Source organism: Mesorhizobium sp. ANAO-SY3R2 (assembly GCF_042466635.1).
Taxonomy (GTDB): domain Bacteria; phylum Pseudomonadota; class Alphaproteobacteria; order Rhizobiales; family Rhizobiaceae; genus Aminobacter.
In genome coordinates this window covers 1113213-1129643 of sequence record NZ_CP159955.1, presented here as the reverse complement: position 1 = coordinate 1129643, position 16431 = coordinate 1113213, and the positions used below count along the sequence as shown (strand labels likewise).

At 63.3% G+C, this 16431-nt stretch carries 18 protein-coding genes and 1 other RNA gene; 6 read left to right on the top strand and 13 right to left on the bottom strand.

All coding sequences use genetic code 11. The features are described 5' to 3' along the window. From ABSY17_RS10150 to ABSY17_RS10125, 6 genes are all read right to left on the bottom strand, one after another. A complete protein-coding gene (locus ABSY17_RS10150; RefSeq protein WP_378949915.1) occupies nucleotides 1-294 on the bottom strand; it encodes a type II toxin-antitoxin system RelE/ParE family toxin in 294 nt (97 codons plus the stop codon). Continuing rightward, nucleotides 291-566 (bottom strand): type II toxin-antitoxin system ParD family antitoxin, encoded by a 276-nt coding sequence (locus ABSY17_RS10145; RefSeq protein WP_378949913.1) that lies wholly within the window; start codon nucleotides 564-566, stop codon nucleotides 291-293. The genes ABSY17_RS10150 and ABSY17_RS10145 overlap by 4 nt, the downstream gene beginning before the upstream one ends. A gap of 153 nt (nucleotides 567-719) precedes the next feature. Beyond that, an RNA gene (gene rnpB, locus ABSY17_RS10140) (RNase P RNA component class A) lies at nucleotides 720-1116 on the bottom strand. An 81-nt stretch (nucleotides 1117-1197) separates the two neighbouring features. After that, nucleotides 1198-1752, bottom strand: coding sequence for a lytic transglycosylase domain-containing protein (locus tag ABSY17_RS10135; protein ID WP_378949911.1), 555 nt, complete (start codon nucleotides 1750-1752; stop codon nucleotides 1198-1200). Nucleotides 1753-1961: 209 nt separating this feature from the next. Next, nucleotides 1962-2729, bottom strand: a complete 768-nt coding sequence (locus tag ABSY17_RS10130; RefSeq protein ID WP_378949909.1) for an N-acetylmuramoyl-L-alanine amidase — start codon at nucleotides 2727-2729, stop codon at nucleotides 1962-1964. Then, nucleotides 2726-3445 carry a TerB family tellurite resistance protein gene (locus ABSY17_RS10125; protein ID WP_378949907.1) on the bottom strand — a complete coding sequence of 240 codons (720 nt, stop codon included), beginning with the start codon at nucleotides 3443-3445 and terminating at the stop codon, nucleotides 2726-2728. The genes ABSY17_RS10130 and ABSY17_RS10125 overlap by 4 nt, the downstream gene beginning before the upstream one ends. A gap of 139 nt (nucleotides 3446-3584) precedes the next feature. On the opposite strand from ABSY17_RS10125, the gene ABSY17_RS10120 reads away from it, so the two are divergent. After that, nucleotides 3585-4487, top strand: a complete 903-nt coding sequence (locus tag ABSY17_RS10120) for a DMT family transporter (protein WP_378949905.1) — start codon at nucleotides 3585-3587, stop codon at nucleotides 4485-4487. Nucleotides 4488-4529: 42 nt separating this feature from the next. On the opposite strand, the gene ABSY17_RS10115 is transcribed toward ABSY17_RS10120, so the two are convergent. Both ABSY17_RS10115 and ABSY17_RS10110 read right to left on the bottom strand, forming a co-directional pair. Then, complete coding sequence (locus ABSY17_RS10115; protein WP_378949903.1) at nucleotides 4530-4787, bottom strand: hypothetical protein; 258 nt, start codon at nucleotides 4785-4787, stop codon at nucleotides 4530-4532. A 176-nt stretch (nucleotides 4788-4963) separates the two neighbouring features. Further along, nucleotides 4964-6349 carry a serine hydrolase domain-containing protein gene (locus ABSY17_RS10110; protein ID WP_378949901.1) on the bottom strand — a complete coding sequence of 462 codons (1386 nt, stop codon included), beginning with the start codon at nucleotides 6347-6349 and terminating at the stop codon, nucleotides 4964-4966. 233 nt (nucleotides 6350-6582) lie between these two features. Between ABSY17_RS10110 and ABSY17_RS10105 the strand changes: the two genes are divergently transcribed. Both ABSY17_RS10105 and ABSY17_RS10100 read left to right on the top strand, forming a co-directional pair. Continuing rightward, nucleotides 6583-7389, top strand: a complete 807-nt coding sequence (locus tag ABSY17_RS10105) for a GH25 family lysozyme (protein ID WP_378949899.1) — start codon at nucleotides 6583-6585, stop codon at nucleotides 7387-7389. Nucleotides 7390-7620: 231 nt separating this feature from the next. Next, the gene (locus ABSY17_RS10100; RefSeq protein WP_378949898.1) at nucleotides 7621-8799 is read left to right on the top strand and encodes a lytic murein transglycosylase; all 1179 of its coding nucleotides are present in this window, start codon (nucleotides 7621-7623) and stop codon (nucleotides 8797-8799) included. A gap of 159 nt (nucleotides 8800-8958) precedes the next feature. On the opposite strand, the gene ABSY17_RS10095 is transcribed toward ABSY17_RS10100, so the two are convergent. Then, complete coding sequence (locus tag ABSY17_RS10095; protein ID WP_378949896.1) at nucleotides 8959-10179, bottom strand: alanine racemase; 1221 nt, start codon at nucleotides 10177-10179, stop codon at nucleotides 8959-8961. A gap of 159 nt (nucleotides 10180-10338) precedes the next feature. Here ABSY17_RS10095 and ABSY17_RS10090 point away from each other — a divergent pair, with 159 nt between their 5' ends. Then, nucleotides 10339-11235: a DMT family transporter gene (locus tag ABSY17_RS10090; RefSeq protein WP_378949894.1), complete on the top strand. Its 897-nt coding sequence runs from the start codon at nucleotides 10339-10341 to the stop codon at nucleotides 11233-11235. Between the two features lie 356 nt (nucleotides 11236-11591). Here the strand turns inward: ABSY17_RS10090 and metF are convergent, their stop codons facing one another. Together metF and ABSY17_RS10080 are read right to left on the bottom strand one after the other, a co-directional pair. Next, nucleotides 11592-12506 (bottom strand): methylenetetrahydrofolate reductase [NAD(P)H], encoded by a 915-nt coding sequence (gene metF, locus ABSY17_RS10085; protein WP_378949892.1) that lies wholly within the window; start codon nucleotides 12504-12506, stop codon nucleotides 11592-11594. Then, nucleotides 12506-13513 carry an ArsR/SmtB family transcription factor gene (locus tag ABSY17_RS10080; protein ID WP_378949890.1) on the bottom strand — a complete coding sequence of 336 codons (1008 nt, stop codon included), beginning with the start codon at nucleotides 13511-13513 and terminating at the stop codon, nucleotides 12506-12508. Before ABSY17_RS10080 ends, metF begins: the two co-directional genes overlap by 1 nt. Nucleotides 13514-13632: 119 nt before the next feature. Here ABSY17_RS10080 and tsaA point away from each other — a divergent pair, with 119 nt between their 5' ends. After that, nucleotides 13633-14142: a tRNA (N6-threonylcarbamoyladenosine(37)-N6)-methyltransferase TrmO gene (gene tsaA / locus ABSY17_RS10075; protein ID WP_378952566.1), complete on the top strand. Its 510-nt coding sequence runs from the start codon at nucleotides 13633-13635 to the stop codon at nucleotides 14140-14142. Continuing rightward, nucleotides 14139-14453: a DUF2293 domain-containing protein gene (locus ABSY17_RS10070; RefSeq protein WP_378949888.1), complete on the top strand. Its 315-nt coding sequence runs from the start codon at nucleotides 14139-14141 to the stop codon at nucleotides 14451-14453. The genes tsaA and ABSY17_RS10070 overlap by 4 nt, the downstream gene beginning before the upstream one ends. Nucleotides 14454-14463: 10 nt before the next feature. Here ABSY17_RS10070 and ABSY17_RS10065 read toward each other — a convergent pair whose 3' ends face one another. Beyond that, nucleotides 14464-15081, bottom strand: a complete 618-nt coding sequence (locus ABSY17_RS10065) for an MOSC domain-containing protein (protein WP_378949886.1) — start codon at nucleotides 15079-15081, stop codon at nucleotides 14464-14466. Nucleotides 15082-15174: 93 nt separating this feature from the next. Then, nucleotides 15175-16296: a beta-ketoacyl-ACP synthase III gene (locus ABSY17_RS10060; protein ID WP_378949884.1), complete on the bottom strand. Its 1122-nt coding sequence runs from the start codon at nucleotides 16294-16296 to the stop codon at nucleotides 15175-15177. Nucleotides 16297-16431: the final 135 nt, after the last annotated feature.

Genomic DNA, 16431 nt, shown 5'->3' with positions numbered 1-16431 from the left:
TCACGACGCGATGTCGTCGCCGGTGATATCGCGGCGACCGTGGAGGACGCGGAGGATGAGCACATCACGCCCGACCACTCGGTAAAAGGCAATGTATTCGCCCATGACCAAATGACGAAGATCAGGCAGCACATCTTCCCGCGTAGCGCCTGAATAGGGCTGGGAGGCAAGGAGTTCCCAGTGCCGGGCAAAGCGCTGAATGAGCCGCACAGCAGCCTGCGGGCTCTCCTGACTGATATAGTCGCCGATGCCTTCAACATCAGCGATGGCCCGTGGTGCGAGCCGATAACTCACTGTCTCGCCTTTGGCTGCACCTGATATTTGGCGAGCAGGCGCTCCATCACCAGAGGCCCTTCCTCACCCGGCCCGCTGTCGATGCCCTCCTGCACCAGCGCGCGCAGTTCCTCGATCGTGTAGCCGAAAAGGTCGCGACGCTCTTTCCACAGCCGCAGCGCGTCGCGGATCACCTCGCTGGCGGATGCATACTCGCCGGCCTCGACTGCGCCATCGACGGCGGCGGCGAGTTCGGGCGAGAGCGTGATGCTGCGCTTGTCGACATGGCCCATGGCGACGCCTCCCGTTGGAAAGCCAAAAGGTACGATCAAATCGCACCGCCTGCAAGGAACACGCCGTCGCGGATATGGCCATGCGGCGACCGCACCTTGAATCAAGACGCGCGGAAATCGCCGCAAGGCACTGAAGGCATATGGCAAAAGGTCAGCGCCAGCTGGCCTATAAGCCGGGTTCTGTATGGCCCCCACGCCTTGCGGCGCGGGAACGTGGCGACCATTCTTCTTGGACGCATGTTGCCATGCGTCTCACGCAACCTACCCGGGCGGTGAGCCGGAAACAGCCCTGAGGGTTGCCCCTCGCACCACCCCTATTCGGTTTTGCTCCCGGTGGGGTTTGCCGTGCCGCTCCTGTTGCCAGTCGCGCGGTGGGCTCTTACCCCACCCTTTCACCCTTACCGCGGAAACCGCGGCGGTTTGCTTTCTGTGGCACTTTCCCTGGGGTCGCCCCCGCCGGCCATTAACCGGCACCGTGTATCCATGGAGCCCGGACTTTCCTCACCCGCTGCCTTTCGGCAATTGCGGGTGCGGCCGCCCGGCCAGCTGGCAAGGCGTATAAAATGGTTCGCTCGGCAAAAGGCAAATGAAAACATTCACCCCGGCTGGCGAACCATCTCGTCCGCGGACCTTATTTGCTGCCGATGCGGGCCTGGACCTTCTTGCAATAGGCTGCAGAGATCGGGTTCATGCGCTTCGCGCCATGGCCGGCATTGTATTTGAGGATCGTACCGCAAGTCGAACCACCGCCGAGCGCATGCGCCTTGGCGAGATACTTCATGCCGAACTTGATGTTGGTCTCGGGATTGAACAGGCCCTTGGCCGAGCCGCTGTAGCCCATCATGCGCGCCGTCGCCGGCTTGATCTGCATCAGGCCGATCTCACCCGCCTTGCCGCGGATATTGGGCTTGTAGTTGCTTTCGACGCTGATGACGGCATGCGCCAGCTTCACCGGCACACCGTAGGACGAAGCGTAGCGCTCAACGATTTCGCCATAGGGCGCTTTCGCCTTGCCGCCGATCGATCCGGTCGTCACGACGTCATCGGCTGCTTTGTCGGCTTCTTTCGTGGAAGCAGTGGCCTCAATCGCCTTCTCTGCGGTCTTTGCAGCACCATCCTTGGCGTGAGCGGCAAAAGAAGTAAGGCCGGCGGCAAATGCCACCGCAATAACGGTCAGATTCTTCATGTTATCCTTGATCTAGTCAGGCCGCGCGATGAACATCGCACAGCAACCCTTCCTAAACGCCGGCAGCTCTCTTCGGAGCGTTAGTCGATCTGGCCAGCGCCTTGCACGGCGATGCATTTGCCGGGAGAACTGGCAGGAAAAATGACCAGGGAAATCACAAAGGGTTACGAGACTGTAACCTTCACGATCGGATGCATGCTAGTCGTCGACTATTCGTCGACATCGATCGGAAGTGCCGCCAGCAGCCGGCGCAGGGTCGAAAGCGTCGACGCATCGGCCACGCCATCGACGCAGCGAGTCCGGTAATGTCGTTGAAAAGCTTGGACAGTTACCTCTGTCTGGCGGTCGAACAGCCCGGTGATCTCGACGCCGTAGCCATACAGGGCCAGCATCGATTGCAACTCTTCGACGGCGTCGCCGGCATCGCCGATCCGTAGCGTGTGCTGCCCTCGGCGCGGCGAGGGTGCGACCCAATGACCGACGCCGGCATGGAACAAAACGCGCCATGGGAACCGCTCGCCCGGGTCGATCTTGCGCCCGAGCGCCACATCCGAATGCCCCAGCACGCGCTCCGGCACGATTGCATGGCGCTCGATGATGCCACGGCACAGTGCCGCCACCGCTTCGATCTGCTTCTCGGGAAAGTCACGATAGCCGAGCGTATGGCCCGGATTGACGATCTCGATGCCGACCGAGCACGAATTTATGTCGGTTTCGCCGCGCCATGAACTCTTGCCGGCATGCCAGGCCCGGTCGCTTTCGCGCACCATCTGCACGACGCGGCCGTCCTCATGGACGAGATAGTGCGACGACACCTCGCTCTCCGGGTTGCACAGCCAGGCCTCGGCGCTGTCGCCGGTCTCCATGCCGGTGTAGTGCAGCACGATCATGTCCGGCTTCATCCCGTCGCGGCGTTGCCCGAAGTTGGGCGAGACCCTCACCTCGGCATGCGGATGATCGGGCAGGAAGCCGCTCATGCGTGCCGCAGCCCCCTTTCGATCATCTCATAGGCTGCGTTGATCGCGGCGATGCGCGTCGTGGCGATCCGGATGAACTCTTCCGGCAGGCCACGGGCAATCAGCCTGTCGGGATGGTTGTGGGCGACAAGCTTGCGGTAGTGCTTGCGCACGTCTTCGAAGGATTTGCCGCGCTCGATGCCGAGCACGCGATAGGGATCGGTCTCGCCCAGATCGACATGACGCGCCAGCATGGTCTGGTAGTGCGCGTCCTCGATGCGGAAGATCTCGGACACGCGATGCAGGAACGTTCCCTCGCGCTGGTGCAGCAGCCCGTCCGCCTTGGCAATGTGGAACAGGCCGTCGAGGATATCCTCGAGCATGGGGCAGTTGGAGTGGCCCGTACCACACAAACGCGCCATCCGCTCGGCGTAGAACTCGAACCCGGCCACATCCTGCTGGGCGATATCGTATAGCCGCGCCACGTCGCGCGCATGTTCGGGCGGAACCGAGAAGATCTCGTAGAAGGCGCGGATCTCGTCCTGCGAAACCACGCCGTCGGCCTTTGCCATCTTCGCCGACAGCGCGATCATCGCCACGGAGAAGGCAACACGCCGGCGCAGTTCGGCATCGCCTGAAAAAATGGTGCGAACGGCCTCGACGACATCGGCGACGCCGCTGGCCGCAGATGCAGAGATACGCGCAATGAAGTCGCCGAGACGGTCCCAAATCGACATTGCCGCTTCTTAGGATGAAACATTCGCAAATGCGAGGCGCATCGCACGTGAAGATTAACTTTGTCGGCGGAAGGCACCGGACGCTTGGACCAAAGGAAATTTCGCGACGCTCGCCCTCGCCATCGTTAACGCTGCCGCCATGGACGCAAGCAACGCCACCCCGCAATCACAGAAAGCCTCCCGCGAGACCATCGGCCTGGCACTGGGCACGCTCGGCGTCGTCATTTTCGGTGGAACCTTGCCTGCGACGCGGGTTGCGCTGGCAACCTTCTCGCCCTGGTTCGTCACCCATGGCCGCGCCGCCGTTGCTTCGCTTGCCGCTGCCTTTCTGCTCCTCATCCTGAGGAAGCAGCTGCCCAAGGACGATGTCCCTGCGCTGTTCCTCGCGGGCCTGCTCCTGGTGTTCGGCTTCCCCATCTTCTCGTCGATCGCCATGCAGACCGTGCCAGCCTCCCATGGCGGCGTCGTGCTGGGCGTGTTGCCGCTGACCACCAGCATTTTTGCCGCCATCATCGGTGGCGAGCGGCCATCGGTGTATTTCTGGATCTGCGGCGTGGCCGGGGCGGCCCTCGTCGTCACCTTCGCCATACGCGACAGCGGCATGCAGCTTTCGACCGGCGATCTGTTTCTGTTCCTCGCCGCACTTTCGGCCAGCCTGGGCTATGTCGTTTCGGGCAAGCTGGCGCGCCACATGCCGGGCTGGGAGGTCATCTGCTGGTCGTTGATCCTGACCGCCCCAATCTCCATACCTGCGGCGATCTGGAGCTGGCATCCCGAATTCGGCGCCGCCTCATCGTCCGAGACCTTCGCGTTCCTTTACCTAGGCTTCGGCTCGATGTTTTTGGGCTTCTTTGCCTGGAATGTCGGGCTCGGCATGGGCGGCATCGCCCGCGTCAGCCAGGTGCAATTGCTGCAATCCTTCGTGACGCTCGCCATTTCCGCCTTCCTGCTCAAGGAGCATGTCAGCGGCGAAACCGTGCTGTTTGCGCTTGGCGTCATCGCGATCGTCGCGCTCGGCCGCCGAACCCGAGTTTCCCGCTGAAACAGCCGGAGCCGCAGCCCCGGCCTTGCCACCATCCCATCGCTACTGGGCAGGCTCAGCCGGCTTGGGCTGCATGGGCTCGCCTTTGTGAACGCGGTCGCCAGTTTCCGGGGCCTTGTCGACACCTTGGGTGGTCATCTTGTCGGTCGCTGACGGCGACGCCTCGGGCTTGACCGTCGTCGACTGCTCGCTTGCCGGCGGCTTCACGCTCTGCGTGGTGGTCTTGTCCTTGTTTTCGTTGCAGGCGGCGATGCCAAACAGCGCAACTGCAGAAACCGATGCCAGAATGAGCTTCTTCATGAAGTATCTCCTTCGCTGATGGCCCCTACAGGCAGACCATCGGGTCCAGAATGCGCGCGCGCTCGATGAGTTTCCTCACGTTCTGAGTCGTATTGTAACAATCCGTGCTTTATGAGCACCATCCTGAGATCGTCATCGCCCCATCGCGCGGCTCGTCGTGGGCGGCGGGCTTATGCCTACTGAACGGCCCTGATCAGCGCCGAAAGCATGGCCTGCGGCTTGTAGTGCAGCTTGGACGGCGTCAGCCCCATACGCACCACGACCAGATTGGCCGATGGCACGATGGCAACCGTCTGTCCGTCGTGCCCCTGCATCCAGAAGGTGTCCTCAGGCAGGTCGAAGCCTCTGTCGGGATCTTGTCCACGCGGCGTGCCGCCTTCCGGTCCGCGTAGCCACAGCTGCCCGCGGCCGTATTCGCCCTTCGACGCCGGCGCTACCTCGCGCATCCAGCCGACATAACCTTCGGGCAGGATGCGCTGACCGTTCCAGGTGCCGTCCTGCAGGAGGAACTGGCCGAAGCGCGCCCAGTCATGGGCGGTGGCGTAGAGATAGGAGGAGCCGGCGAATGTACCGCGCGCGTCGGCCTCGAGCATTGCGCTCGTCATGCCGAGCGGGCCGAACAGCTTTTCGCGCGGCCAGGCCAGCGCTCTCGCCGGGTCGCCCACTGCCTGCTGCCACAGTCGAGACAACAGCAGCGTGGTTCCGCTGGAATAGGAAAAGACCTTGCCGACATAATGCGCCAGCGGCTTGGCTTCGGCGAAGCTGGCCATGTCGGGCTCGAGATAAAGCATGCGGGTGACGTCGGTGACGTCGCCATAGTCCTCGTTGAACTCGAGCCCGCTCGACATCGCCATCAGGTCGGCAAGACTGATTTCGGCGCGCCCGTCCGCCTTCCACGGCTCGAACAGTCCGGTTCTGTCCAGCGCCATCCGGCCCTCGCCGACCAGCGTGCCGATGATCGCCGCCGTCACCGTCTTGGTCATCGACCAGCCGAGCAGCGGCGTCGCGGCATCGAAGCCCGCGCCGTAGCGCTCGCCGATGATCCGGCCGTTCCGGACGACGACGACCGCGCGCATGCCCGGGCCGGCCAGCGCCACATCGTCCAACACCGCAGTGATGGCGGGATCCTGGGACGTTTCTACCTTCTCGCCTTCCGGCCAAAGCGCATCCTGATGCGGCACGGGCGCCGCTGGCACCGCCCCGAGTTTTGCTGCCGAAACGTCGCCGTCGGGCACGGCGGTGCAGCCCGCGCCCTCATGGGAGACGGCCAGTCCCTTCCCGAAAACCCCGAACAGCCCGGCCCGCACCGTGCCGGCATCGCGGTCGACATGGACCGCCATGAATTTCAATAACGGGTGCCCGGGCGCTTGAACGTCGTCGGCCAGAACCTGGCCGGCATCACGCCCGGCAACGAAGACATTCGAACAAACGATCTTGGCGGCATAGCTGGAGCCGACCCTGATCAGATCAGGCGGGGCGAAATAGAGCCAGGCAGAAAGACCTGCGGTGACCACGAGCAAGAGCGCAATCAGCCATTTCAATACTCCGCCCGCGACACGCATTGCTTCCCTCGCCCAGACGCCATGCTTGCGCCATTGAATTGCCCTCATTCGTCCCGCAGATTCGACAGGCTGTCGAGCGCGATCAACGGTTTATCAACCATGATCGGCGATGACAGGGAGGGGATATGCGGCCGCGTGGGGTGCCGCCGATCCGTCATTGAAATCAGTCCGGCCGCGAGGCCGGCCCCATCGCTACCCGTTTCGGCCGGTCGTCCCGGTCATGAGGAGAGGTCATGCGCCGCATTTCGGCTCTCGTGCTGCTCGGCTTGCTCAGCGCCTGTTCGACCGCAGACACGCTGTCATTGGCGCCGGTCGGCAACCCGGCCACGACCATGACCGGCGTGTCGGTCAAGAATCCGCGTTTCATGGACAGCGACCCGCACCAGTGGGAGAGCGGCGCGCCCTGGACCTATGCGGTCCACGGCACGGACGTGTCGAAATACCAGACCTCGATCGACTGGCAGCAGGCCAAGGGCAGCGGCATCTCCTTCGCCTTCATCAAGGCCACCGAAGGCGGCGACCGCGTCGACAGCTATTTCGACGAGCACTGGCGCGAGACCAAGACAGCAGGCGTGCCGCGCGGCGCCTACCATTTCTACTATTTCTGCCGTCCCGCCGCCGAGCAGGCGCGCTGGTATATCGAGAACGTGCCCAACGAGCGCTCCTCCCTGCCGCCGATCCTCGACATGGAATGGAACCCGCAGTCGCCGACCTGCAAGCTCAGGCCGCCGGCAGCCACCGTGCGCAGCGAGATGAAAATCTTCCTCGAGATGGTCGAGAAGCACTACGGCAAGAAACCGATCATCTACACATCGGTCGACTTCTTCGACGACAACGACCTCTCGACGTTCCGCGGCTACCCCTATTGGCTGCGCTCCGTCGCCGGCCATCCGACGCAAAAATATGGCAGCCACCCCTTCACTTTCTGGCAATATACCGGCACCGGCGTGGTGCCGGGCATCAAGGGCGATGCCGACATCAACGTGTTCAACGGCACCGAGCAGCATTGGAAGAAGTGGCTAGCAGCCAACGCCAGATAGCATTTTTGCATGCAGCCGGGCCCGCACTGCCGGGCTGCACATTTCGCATGGCAGATGCGACAAGAAGAGGGGATGCGGCCCTCATCGCGGTTCGGTAGAAGCCGCAGCAAACTGCTACCGCGCCGCTTGTCCCCTTGGATGCGCAATGCGTGCGGTAGAACCTTCAATGCGTGCAAGATCCTTTCCGAAAATCGCTCCCGATTTTTGGGGGCAGGCACCGGAGATCTGCCCATGAGACTGCTGAGCAAAGCACTATTCACCATCCTGTTCACTGCCACTGCCCTGCCGGCATTTGCCCAGGAATGCGGCGACGATTTCGCCGCCTGGAAACAACATCTGGCCGACGAGGCGCGCACTGCCGGCGTCGGTGAGAAAGGCCTCGCCGCCTTGGCCAACGCGACCATCGACCAGAAGGTGCTCGACCGCGACCGTGCGCAGGGCGTCTTCGCCCAGACCTTCACCCAGTTCTCCGAGCGCATGATCAGCGACTACCGCCTCAAGCATGGCGCGGCGAACCTGCAGAAATACGCATCCTACTTCGCCAAAGGCGAACAGGATTATGGCGTACCCGGTCCGGTGATCGCCGCTTTCTGGGCGCTGGAGACCGATTTCGGCGCGGTGCAGGGCAATTTCAATTCGCTCAATGCGCTCGTCACGCTCGCTCATGACTGCCGCCGTCCGGACCTATTTCGGCCGCAGGTCATCCCGCTCATCACCCTCATCGACCGCGGCGTCCTGCCAGCGGACGTCCAGGGGGCCTGGGCCGGCGAGATCGGCCAGACCCAGATCCTGCCGTCCGACTATCTGGCGCGTGGCGTCGATGGCGACGGCGACGGCGTGGTCGACCTGCGCAACACCCCGGCCGACGTGATCCTGACCACGGCCCGCAAAATCGAGTCGCGCGGCTGGAAGCACGGCGAGCCGTGGATCGAGGAAATCCGCGTTCCCGCCGAGATGGCCTGGGAAGAGACCGGCCGCACCAACAAGCTGCCGCTCTCCAGATGGGCTGAAATGGGCGTCACCATGCGCGACGGCAGCCCGCTCAAGGACAACGGCCTCAAGGCCGGCGTCGTCCTGCCGATGGGCCGCAAGGGCCCGGCTTTCCTCGCCTATGACAATTACGACGTCTATCTCGAATGGAACCAGTCGGCGACCTACACGCTGACCGCAGCCCATCTCGCGGCACGCCTTGCCGGCCAGCCGGCCTTCGATCGCGGCAATCCCGACCAGGGCTTCAGCGGCGAAGCCATGAAGCAATTGCAGCAGAAGCTTGCCGACAAGGGCTACGACGTCGGCGGCATCGACGGCATTTTGGGCACCAACACCCGCGAGGCGATCCGCCAGGAGCAGATGCGGCTCAAGCTGCCGGTCGATGGCTGGCCGACGGAAGAGCTGTTGGCGAATTTGTGAGCGAATAGCGAATAGCGAATAGCGAATAGAGAATAGAGAATAGAGAATAGAGAATAGCGAACAGGCAAGACAAAGGGCCTCGGTTCGTCAATGCGAACCGCGGCCTATTTCTTTTGTTCTATTCCCTATTCGCTACTCCCTACTCGCTATTCGCTCTTTTCAATCCGCCATCGTCTCCAGGCTCGCCAGTCCCACCGGCACGTCGCCCTCGTCGAAGGGCGTCGTCACCTCGACGAATGTGTCGGGATAAAAGCCGTTGAAACGGGTCCGCAGCGACAGCGAATAAGCGCCGATATGGCCGATCTCGATCCAGTCGCCGGTATCGATGGTCTCGGGCAGCCAGAACGGCCGCGACAGGATGTCGACGGAATCGCAGGTCGCCCCGCAGACCTTGAACGGCACGATCCTGTCGGCATCGCCGTTGCGCGTGCGGATCGCCGGATCAGGGATGAAGCGCGCCGGCAGCGTGATCTTGCCGGTCCATGAGTCCGACAGCGACGCCCAGATGCCGTCGTTGATGTAGAGCCGCCGCCCCTTGCGTAGCAGCACGCGCACGATGAGCGACAGGCAGCGCGCCACGATCACCCGTCCCGGCTCCGCCACCAGCGGCATCTCGTCGAAACCGTACTCCTTCAGGTCGGCGCGGAAGCGCGACATGATCTGCCCGATCGACGGCATGACAGGCTTCCTGCTGTTCGGATCGTGACCGTATTCGGCCGGAAAGCCCCCGCCGACATCAAGCCCAGCAAGGTCGAAGCTGATGCGGTTGCGCACCCAGTCGACCGAGGCCAGCGCCCGCTCATAGGTGTCTGGGTCCTCGATCTGGCTGCCGACGTGGAAGCAGAGACCGACCTTGTAGCCGTACCGATTGAGCCGTTCGGCGAGTTCCACCGCGTTGGCCGGTCCGGCGCCGAATTTCTTGGACAGCTCGTAGGCCGCCGAGCCCTTGGTCTGCACGCGCACGAAAACCGTGATCGCGCCGGGGTCGATGTCGAGCGCACGCACCACCCGGGTGAGCTTGCCGATCTCGTCCTCATGATCGACGGCGATCACCCTGATGCCGTAGGTCTCCAGTGCCAGCCTGATGTCGGACTGCGCCTTGACCGGATGCATGTAAATCATTTCGGCGTCGTCGGAGACTTCCCTGACCGCCGCGAACTCGCCGGGCGATGCGACATCGAACATCGTCACGCCCGCCTCGACCAGGGCCTTGAGCACTATGCGCTCGCCGTTGGTCTTGACAGCATAGGCGGTCCTGCCGGGAAACATCTCCATGAAGTTCTTGGCGTCCGCCTTGAGCACTTCGGGCCTAAAGCAGTAGACCGGGGCGTCGGGGCGAAGCGCGAGCGCCGCTTCGCGCGCATTCTCGAATCGCTGCATGGAAGCTCCCTCGTTTGGGGCCGGAATCTAGCTCAAGAGACCGTCGATGCAACCAGCGCGCGTCCACAAGGGCGCTGCGTCAGGACATCGAATTCGGGTGGCCCTATCATGGCGTGGCGACTACAGCTTGGATGTGACAGGGCGACGAAGGATACGCACATGACTGCAAGGGACTGGACCAAGCTGCTTTTGCTCGGCGCGATCTGGGGTGGGTCGTTCTTCTTCGTCCACATCGCGGTGGCCGAAATTGCACCGCTCAAGCTCGTCCTGTTCCGTGTGCTGATCGCCGCGGCAGCGCTGCATGTCTACCTGTTGGTGAGCGGCACGTCGTTCCGCCATGCCCTGCCCCATGCCGCGACCTTGCTCGGTCTGTCGCTCATCAACAACGTCATACCGTTTTCGCTGATCTTTGCCGGCCAGACCGAGATCGGCGCGGGCCTCGCCTCGGTGCTCAACGCCACAACCCCATTCTGGACGTTGATCTTCGCCAACATGATGACATCAGACGAGAAGCTGACCTTCAACAAGCTGGCCGGCACAGTCCTGGGCATCGGCGGCACGGCGGTGATGATCGGCCCCGGCCTGCTTGCCGGCCTCGGCGGCCCGATCTGGGCCAAGCTGGCGCTGATCGGCGCCTCGCTGTCCTATGCGCTGTCGCTGATGGTCGCCCGTCGCCTGCGCGGCGTGCCGCCGGCGATCATCGCCACCGGCCAACTGACCACCTCGACCCTCGTCATGATCCCCATCGTGCTCGCCATGCACGGCACCTCAGGCCTCTTCGCTGGCAGTACGAGCGCCTGGGCGGCCGTGTTCGCGCTGGCGCTGGTTTCCACCGCCTTCGCCTACCTCCTGTTCTTCGGATTGGTCGCGTCGGCCGGGGCGACAAACACCTCTCTGGTCACCCTCATCGTGCCGGCGAGCGCCATCCTGCTCAGCGTCACCTTCCTGGGCGAACGACTCGAACCGTTCGAACTTGGTGGCATGGTGCTGATCGCGCTCGGGCTGGTCACCATCGATGGACGCCTGTTGAGGCGCCGACAGGCCATGACAGGCTGAATGTCGGCCACAATTTTTCCACACCTGCGAGGATGGTTTTTGCCGAGTAAATCCAAAGGCTAAGACGGAGGAATGCGACGCATTTTTCGCAATTTCGTCGCAATGCAGCACATTTTTATCTTGTGTGTTGCCGAAATGCCCCTAAATTCCGGGCTGTGGCTTGGGCTTGCGAAGAGGGAGGCTATGCATGGGACTGACTAGGTCAATCAATGCACTCATGATTTGCGCCGCCTTTGCGTTCATTGGCGCGCTCATTGTCGGCGTACTTCCATAGGCCGCTGGACGGCGGAAGACGATAGCACCTCCAAGGTGGTGAGATTCGAGAAGGCCGGGACGGAAGTCCCGGCCTTCTTGTTTCAAGCCGCGGCAGATCCCGACACCGGCGCCTGCGAGCGAATGCCGATCATGTGGCAGACCGCAACCACCAGGTCGGCGCGGTTCATCGTGTAGAAATGAAAGTCGTTGACGCCGCGCTCGACCAGATCGAGAACCTGCTCGACAGCGACCGCCGATGCGACCAGCGCATGGGTCTGCGGTTCCTTTTCCAGTCCGCCGAAGCGCTCCGCCAGCCATGCCGGCACATGCGCGCCGCAGCGGGCCGAAAAATTCGCCACCTGGGTGAAGCTGTGGATCGGCAGGACGCCCGGCACGATCGGAATGTAGATGCCGGCCTTGCGGGCGCGCTCGACGTAACGCTCATAGAGATCGTTGTCGAAGAAGAACTGGGTGATCGCGCGCGTCGCGCCATTGTCGACCTTGCGCTTGAGCATGTCGAAATCGGTGGCGAAATCAGGACTTTCCGGGTGCTTTTCGGGATAGGCCGAGACCGAGATGTCGAAGTCGCCCTGCGCCTTGAGCGCGCCGACCAGTTCGGCGCCATTGGCATAGCCGCCCGGATGCGGCTGGTAGGCCGCGCCCACGCCCTCGGCAGGGTCGCCGCGGAGTGCCACGAAGCGCTTCACGCCCATTGCGGCAAACTCCGCGATCACCTGGTCGACCTCTTCACGACTGGCGTCGACACAGGTCATGTGCGCCGCCGGCGTCAGCGTCGACTCCGTGAGGATGCGCTTGACCGTGCGTGCCGTGCGCTCGCGCGTCGAGCCGCCGGCACCATAGGTCACCGAGACGAATTGCGGCTTGAGCGGCTCGAGCCGGGTCACCGTGTCCCACAACCGCGCTTCCATGTCGTCGTTCTTGGGCGGAAAGAACTCGAACGAGACGCGGATCTTGTCGCCGATATCGGAACGCCTGGAGAGTTGGAATTGGTTCATCAGGCAGTTTCCCTTGCCGCTTGTATTTCAGAATTGGGGTCGGCGATCAGCAGGCGGCGGTCGCGCGCCAGCCAAAGCTTGACGGTGAGGCCCGCCTTGGACGCGCCGCGCGGCTCGAACTCCTGGGTCTCCTCGAGTTCCAGTCCGGCTTCGGCGAGCCAGTCGGCGATCTGACGGTCGGAGAAGCCGAGCCGCGCATGGGCGTGCTCGGAACGCAGGTAGTCCAGCCCGTGCGGGGCGAAATCGACGATCAACAGCCGCCCGCCTGGGCGCAGCAGCCTTGCTGCCTCGTGGATGGCGCGGGCCGGATCGTCGAGAAAATGCAGCACCTGGTGGATCGTCACCAGATCGAAGGAATCGCGCTCGACCGGCGGCGAGAAAATGTCGCCCTGGCGCACCTGGGCATTGGCGACGCCGGCCTTGTCGAGATTGGCGCGCGCCACCGCCAGCATCTCGCGCGACATGTCGATGCCTATGCCGCGGCGATAGAGCGGGGCAAATATCTCAAGCAGCCGGCCGGTGCCGGTGCCGAGGTCGAGCATCGACTGGAACGGCCTCTTGCCGACCAGCTTGAGCAGTGCGGCCTCCACCGCCCGATCAGGCGCATGCAGCGTGCGGATCTCGTCCCAGCTCGCCGCATTGGCGCTGAAATAATGCGCCGCCCGCTCCTGCCGCTTGCGCTTGACGTCCTCGAGACGCTCGAGATCGCGCGAATGCTGGCCGTCTGCCTTGTCGATGCCGGCCACCAGCCCCTGCACGAAACCGTGCGTGCGCTCGCCGTCCGACAAGCGGAAAAAAGCCCAGGAGCCCTCCTGGTAGCGCTCGATCAGGCCGGCCTCGAGCAGCAGCTTGAGGTGGCGCGACACGCGCGGCTGCGACTGCCCGAGAATTTCGGTCAGGTCGGAAACCGTCAGGTCGCCGCGCGAAAGCAGCGTGAGAATGCGCAGGCGGCTGGATTCCGCAGCCGCCTTCAAGGTATCTACCATGGTGTCGAGCGTGACGGACATCAGCTTCGCTTCTTGCCAAAAGACATAAACATATCTTTATGTGACGAAGTCTGAGATTGCAACGCCCAATGTCGCATGCGGGCAACAAAATGGCGCGACGTCAGGAGGTGGCCATGCCGATGTTCGAGCAACGCGAGGGTGAAGTAGCGATGGCCGACGATCCGGCGCAGATGCGCCCCGACGCTGGCATAATCTTTATTGGCAGCATCGCCTCGCCCTGGAAACGCCGCGAGGACTGCCCCAAGAACATGAATGCCGCGCGCGAAACCGGGCGCGGTGCCACGCTGCTGATCGATCCGCCCTACCGGCCGGGACTGGCCGGCCTGGAGGGGGCGAGCCATCTCGTGGTCCTCAGTTGGCTGCAGCACGCGCCGCGGAATCTGATTATCCAGAAACCGCGCCATGCCACTGAAGCGAAAGGCGTTTTTGCCCTGCGCACTCCTGCCCGTCCGAACCCAGTCGGCCTGCACATTGCCGGTATCGTCTCGATCGACATCGAGGCCGGGCGCATCGAACTCGACGCCATCGACGTGCTCGACGGCACGCCGGTCATCGACCTGAAACCCTATTTCCCTTCGGTCGATTCATTTCCGGACGCTGTGCGGCCGGCCAAGGCAACCGCCGAATGAACGCGCCCACCGGTCGCCGCCGCGCCGTAGGCAAGGCGCTGACGCTGCTATTGCCGATGGCGCCCTACCTGGACATCGAGGCGATCCGCGCCGATGCGCTCGCCGTGCACATGAAGACGCTGCCGCCGTCGATCGCCGTATGGCTCGCCACCATCGCCCATGTGCGCCACGCCCATTCCGACTACGACAAGCTGCTCGCCGAAGGCTACGATCGCGATTCCGCCCGCTTCTTCGTCATCGAACAGATCAACGAGACCCTCACCCGCTGGCGTGCTACCCGCCTGCTCGACCCCGACGACGAGGACGTCTGAGGCGCCCCGACTAAACCCCGTAGATCCACTGCTCCGGCACGCGCACCGAAACCTCCTCGCCCGCCGAGATCACGCCTGGCTTCTCGACCCAGGCGACCAGTCCGCGCAGGCGCCTGGCCACCCTGGGGAACAGCAGCGAGCCGGCTTCGTGGTCGGCCATGCGCGCATGCTCGGCAATCGAGCGGCCGGACAGGCGGCACGGCGCGTTCTGACCATCGATCTTGATGGTCACGCCGCCCTTGAAGAACAGCATCGTGCCCGCCGGCAGCATCGACAGCATCGGCACGCCGTCGAGCAGAAGGTTCGCTCCGATCCATTCCGGCCTGATCTCGGCAATGCCCATGCGCTCGGCGATCGTAGCGAGTTCGTCGGGTGCCACGATCGACAGCTGCCGCTCGTTGCGCATCTCGGTGCCGCGCGGGTACCACGGCTCGCGGCCGCCTGACCGTCTGGTGTGACCGGCGTGGAAGTCGCCTGCAATGCCCTCGAAGCTCAGCGGCAGCGTCTCGACCGCCCGGGTAACGAAATGATCCGACTGCGCCGTGTAGACGCCGGCAACGCGCGCGGCGAGCTTTCGGCCCGGCACAATTTCTGGTTCGCCTTCCCGGCGCATGGTCGGATCGAGCATTCTTCGCCTCTCGCTTTCGGGCCGCAGATTTGGCCTGCATCCCCAGAGATATCCAGACAAAAAGCTTGATGATCGGATCACACAAGGTGATCGTTACATCATCCTGACCAACGCCCCGCCGATTGAATAGCCGGCGCCGAAGGCGCAGATCAGACCGTGGTCGCCCGCCTTCAGATCCTCGTGGTTTTCCTTGAGCGCAATGATCGCTCCGGCCGCCGCTGTATTGCCCAGCCGCTCGAGCACCATGGGTGCCTTGTCCTGATCCGCCTCGTGGCCGAGCGCCAGCTTCAGGATCATCGCGTTCATGCGCGCGTTGGCCTGGTGCAGCCAGTAGCGGCGGATATCCGACGGCGTCATGCCGTTGTCAGCGAGGAAGGCGGTGATGAAGCGGTGCGCGGCATGCGTCACCTCCTTGAACACCTTGTTGCCGACCTGCTTGATCATGTTGCCTTCCATCTCGACGACGGAAGGGTTCTCCTGCCCGGCGCGTAGCAGGAAGCCGAAATTGGTGCGAATATTGTTGGAGAACTGCGTCCAGTTGCGCGTGTCGAGGATCTCGAACCGCCCCGGCCGCTGCTCCTTCGGCGCAATCGCCTCGACCACCATCGCCACCGACGCGTCACCGAAGATGAAATGAGTCTGCCGGTCGCGGAAGTTGAGATGGCCGGTGATGATCTCCGGCGAGACGATCAGCACGCGTTTTTGCCCGCCCGCGCGCACCAGATTGTAGGCGACATGCAGCGCCCCCGCCGCCGACGAGCAGCCCAGGCTCATGTCAAATCCGGCGCCCAAAATGCCAAGTTCCTTCTGGATCTCGATGGCGATGGCCGGATAGGGCCGCTGCTGGTGCGAGGCGGCACAGATCACCATGTCAATATCGGCCCCGGTCAGCCCGGCATCGTCGAGCGCCCGTTTCGCCGATGCGACGCCGAACTCGGCCTCCACCGACAGTTCGTCGTCGCTGCGCGCCGGAATGCGCGGGGTCATGCGCTCGGGGTCGAGGATTCCGTCCAGCGTATGCACGTGTCGCTGCTTCACGCCCGAGGCATAGACGATGAAATCGCTGTTCGACTTCTGCAGAAGCTCGAGCCCTGCCGCCTCCCGCCCGACATTTTCCCGGTCGACCCAGGCATTGAAGCTTGCGACCAGCTCGTCGTTACTGATCGATGCCTCCGGAATCTCGACGCCAATGCCACTGATGATAACGCGATGCATGAAAACCCGTCCGCCGCCTGAAACACTCGACGAGCCCTGCCCCTCCGCAGCCCCCAGACTCGCCAATATGCAGTCTACGCCAGCTTGAGCGGTTCGAATACAACCCGCCGGCCAATAGAATCCCCAAAGCAAAAC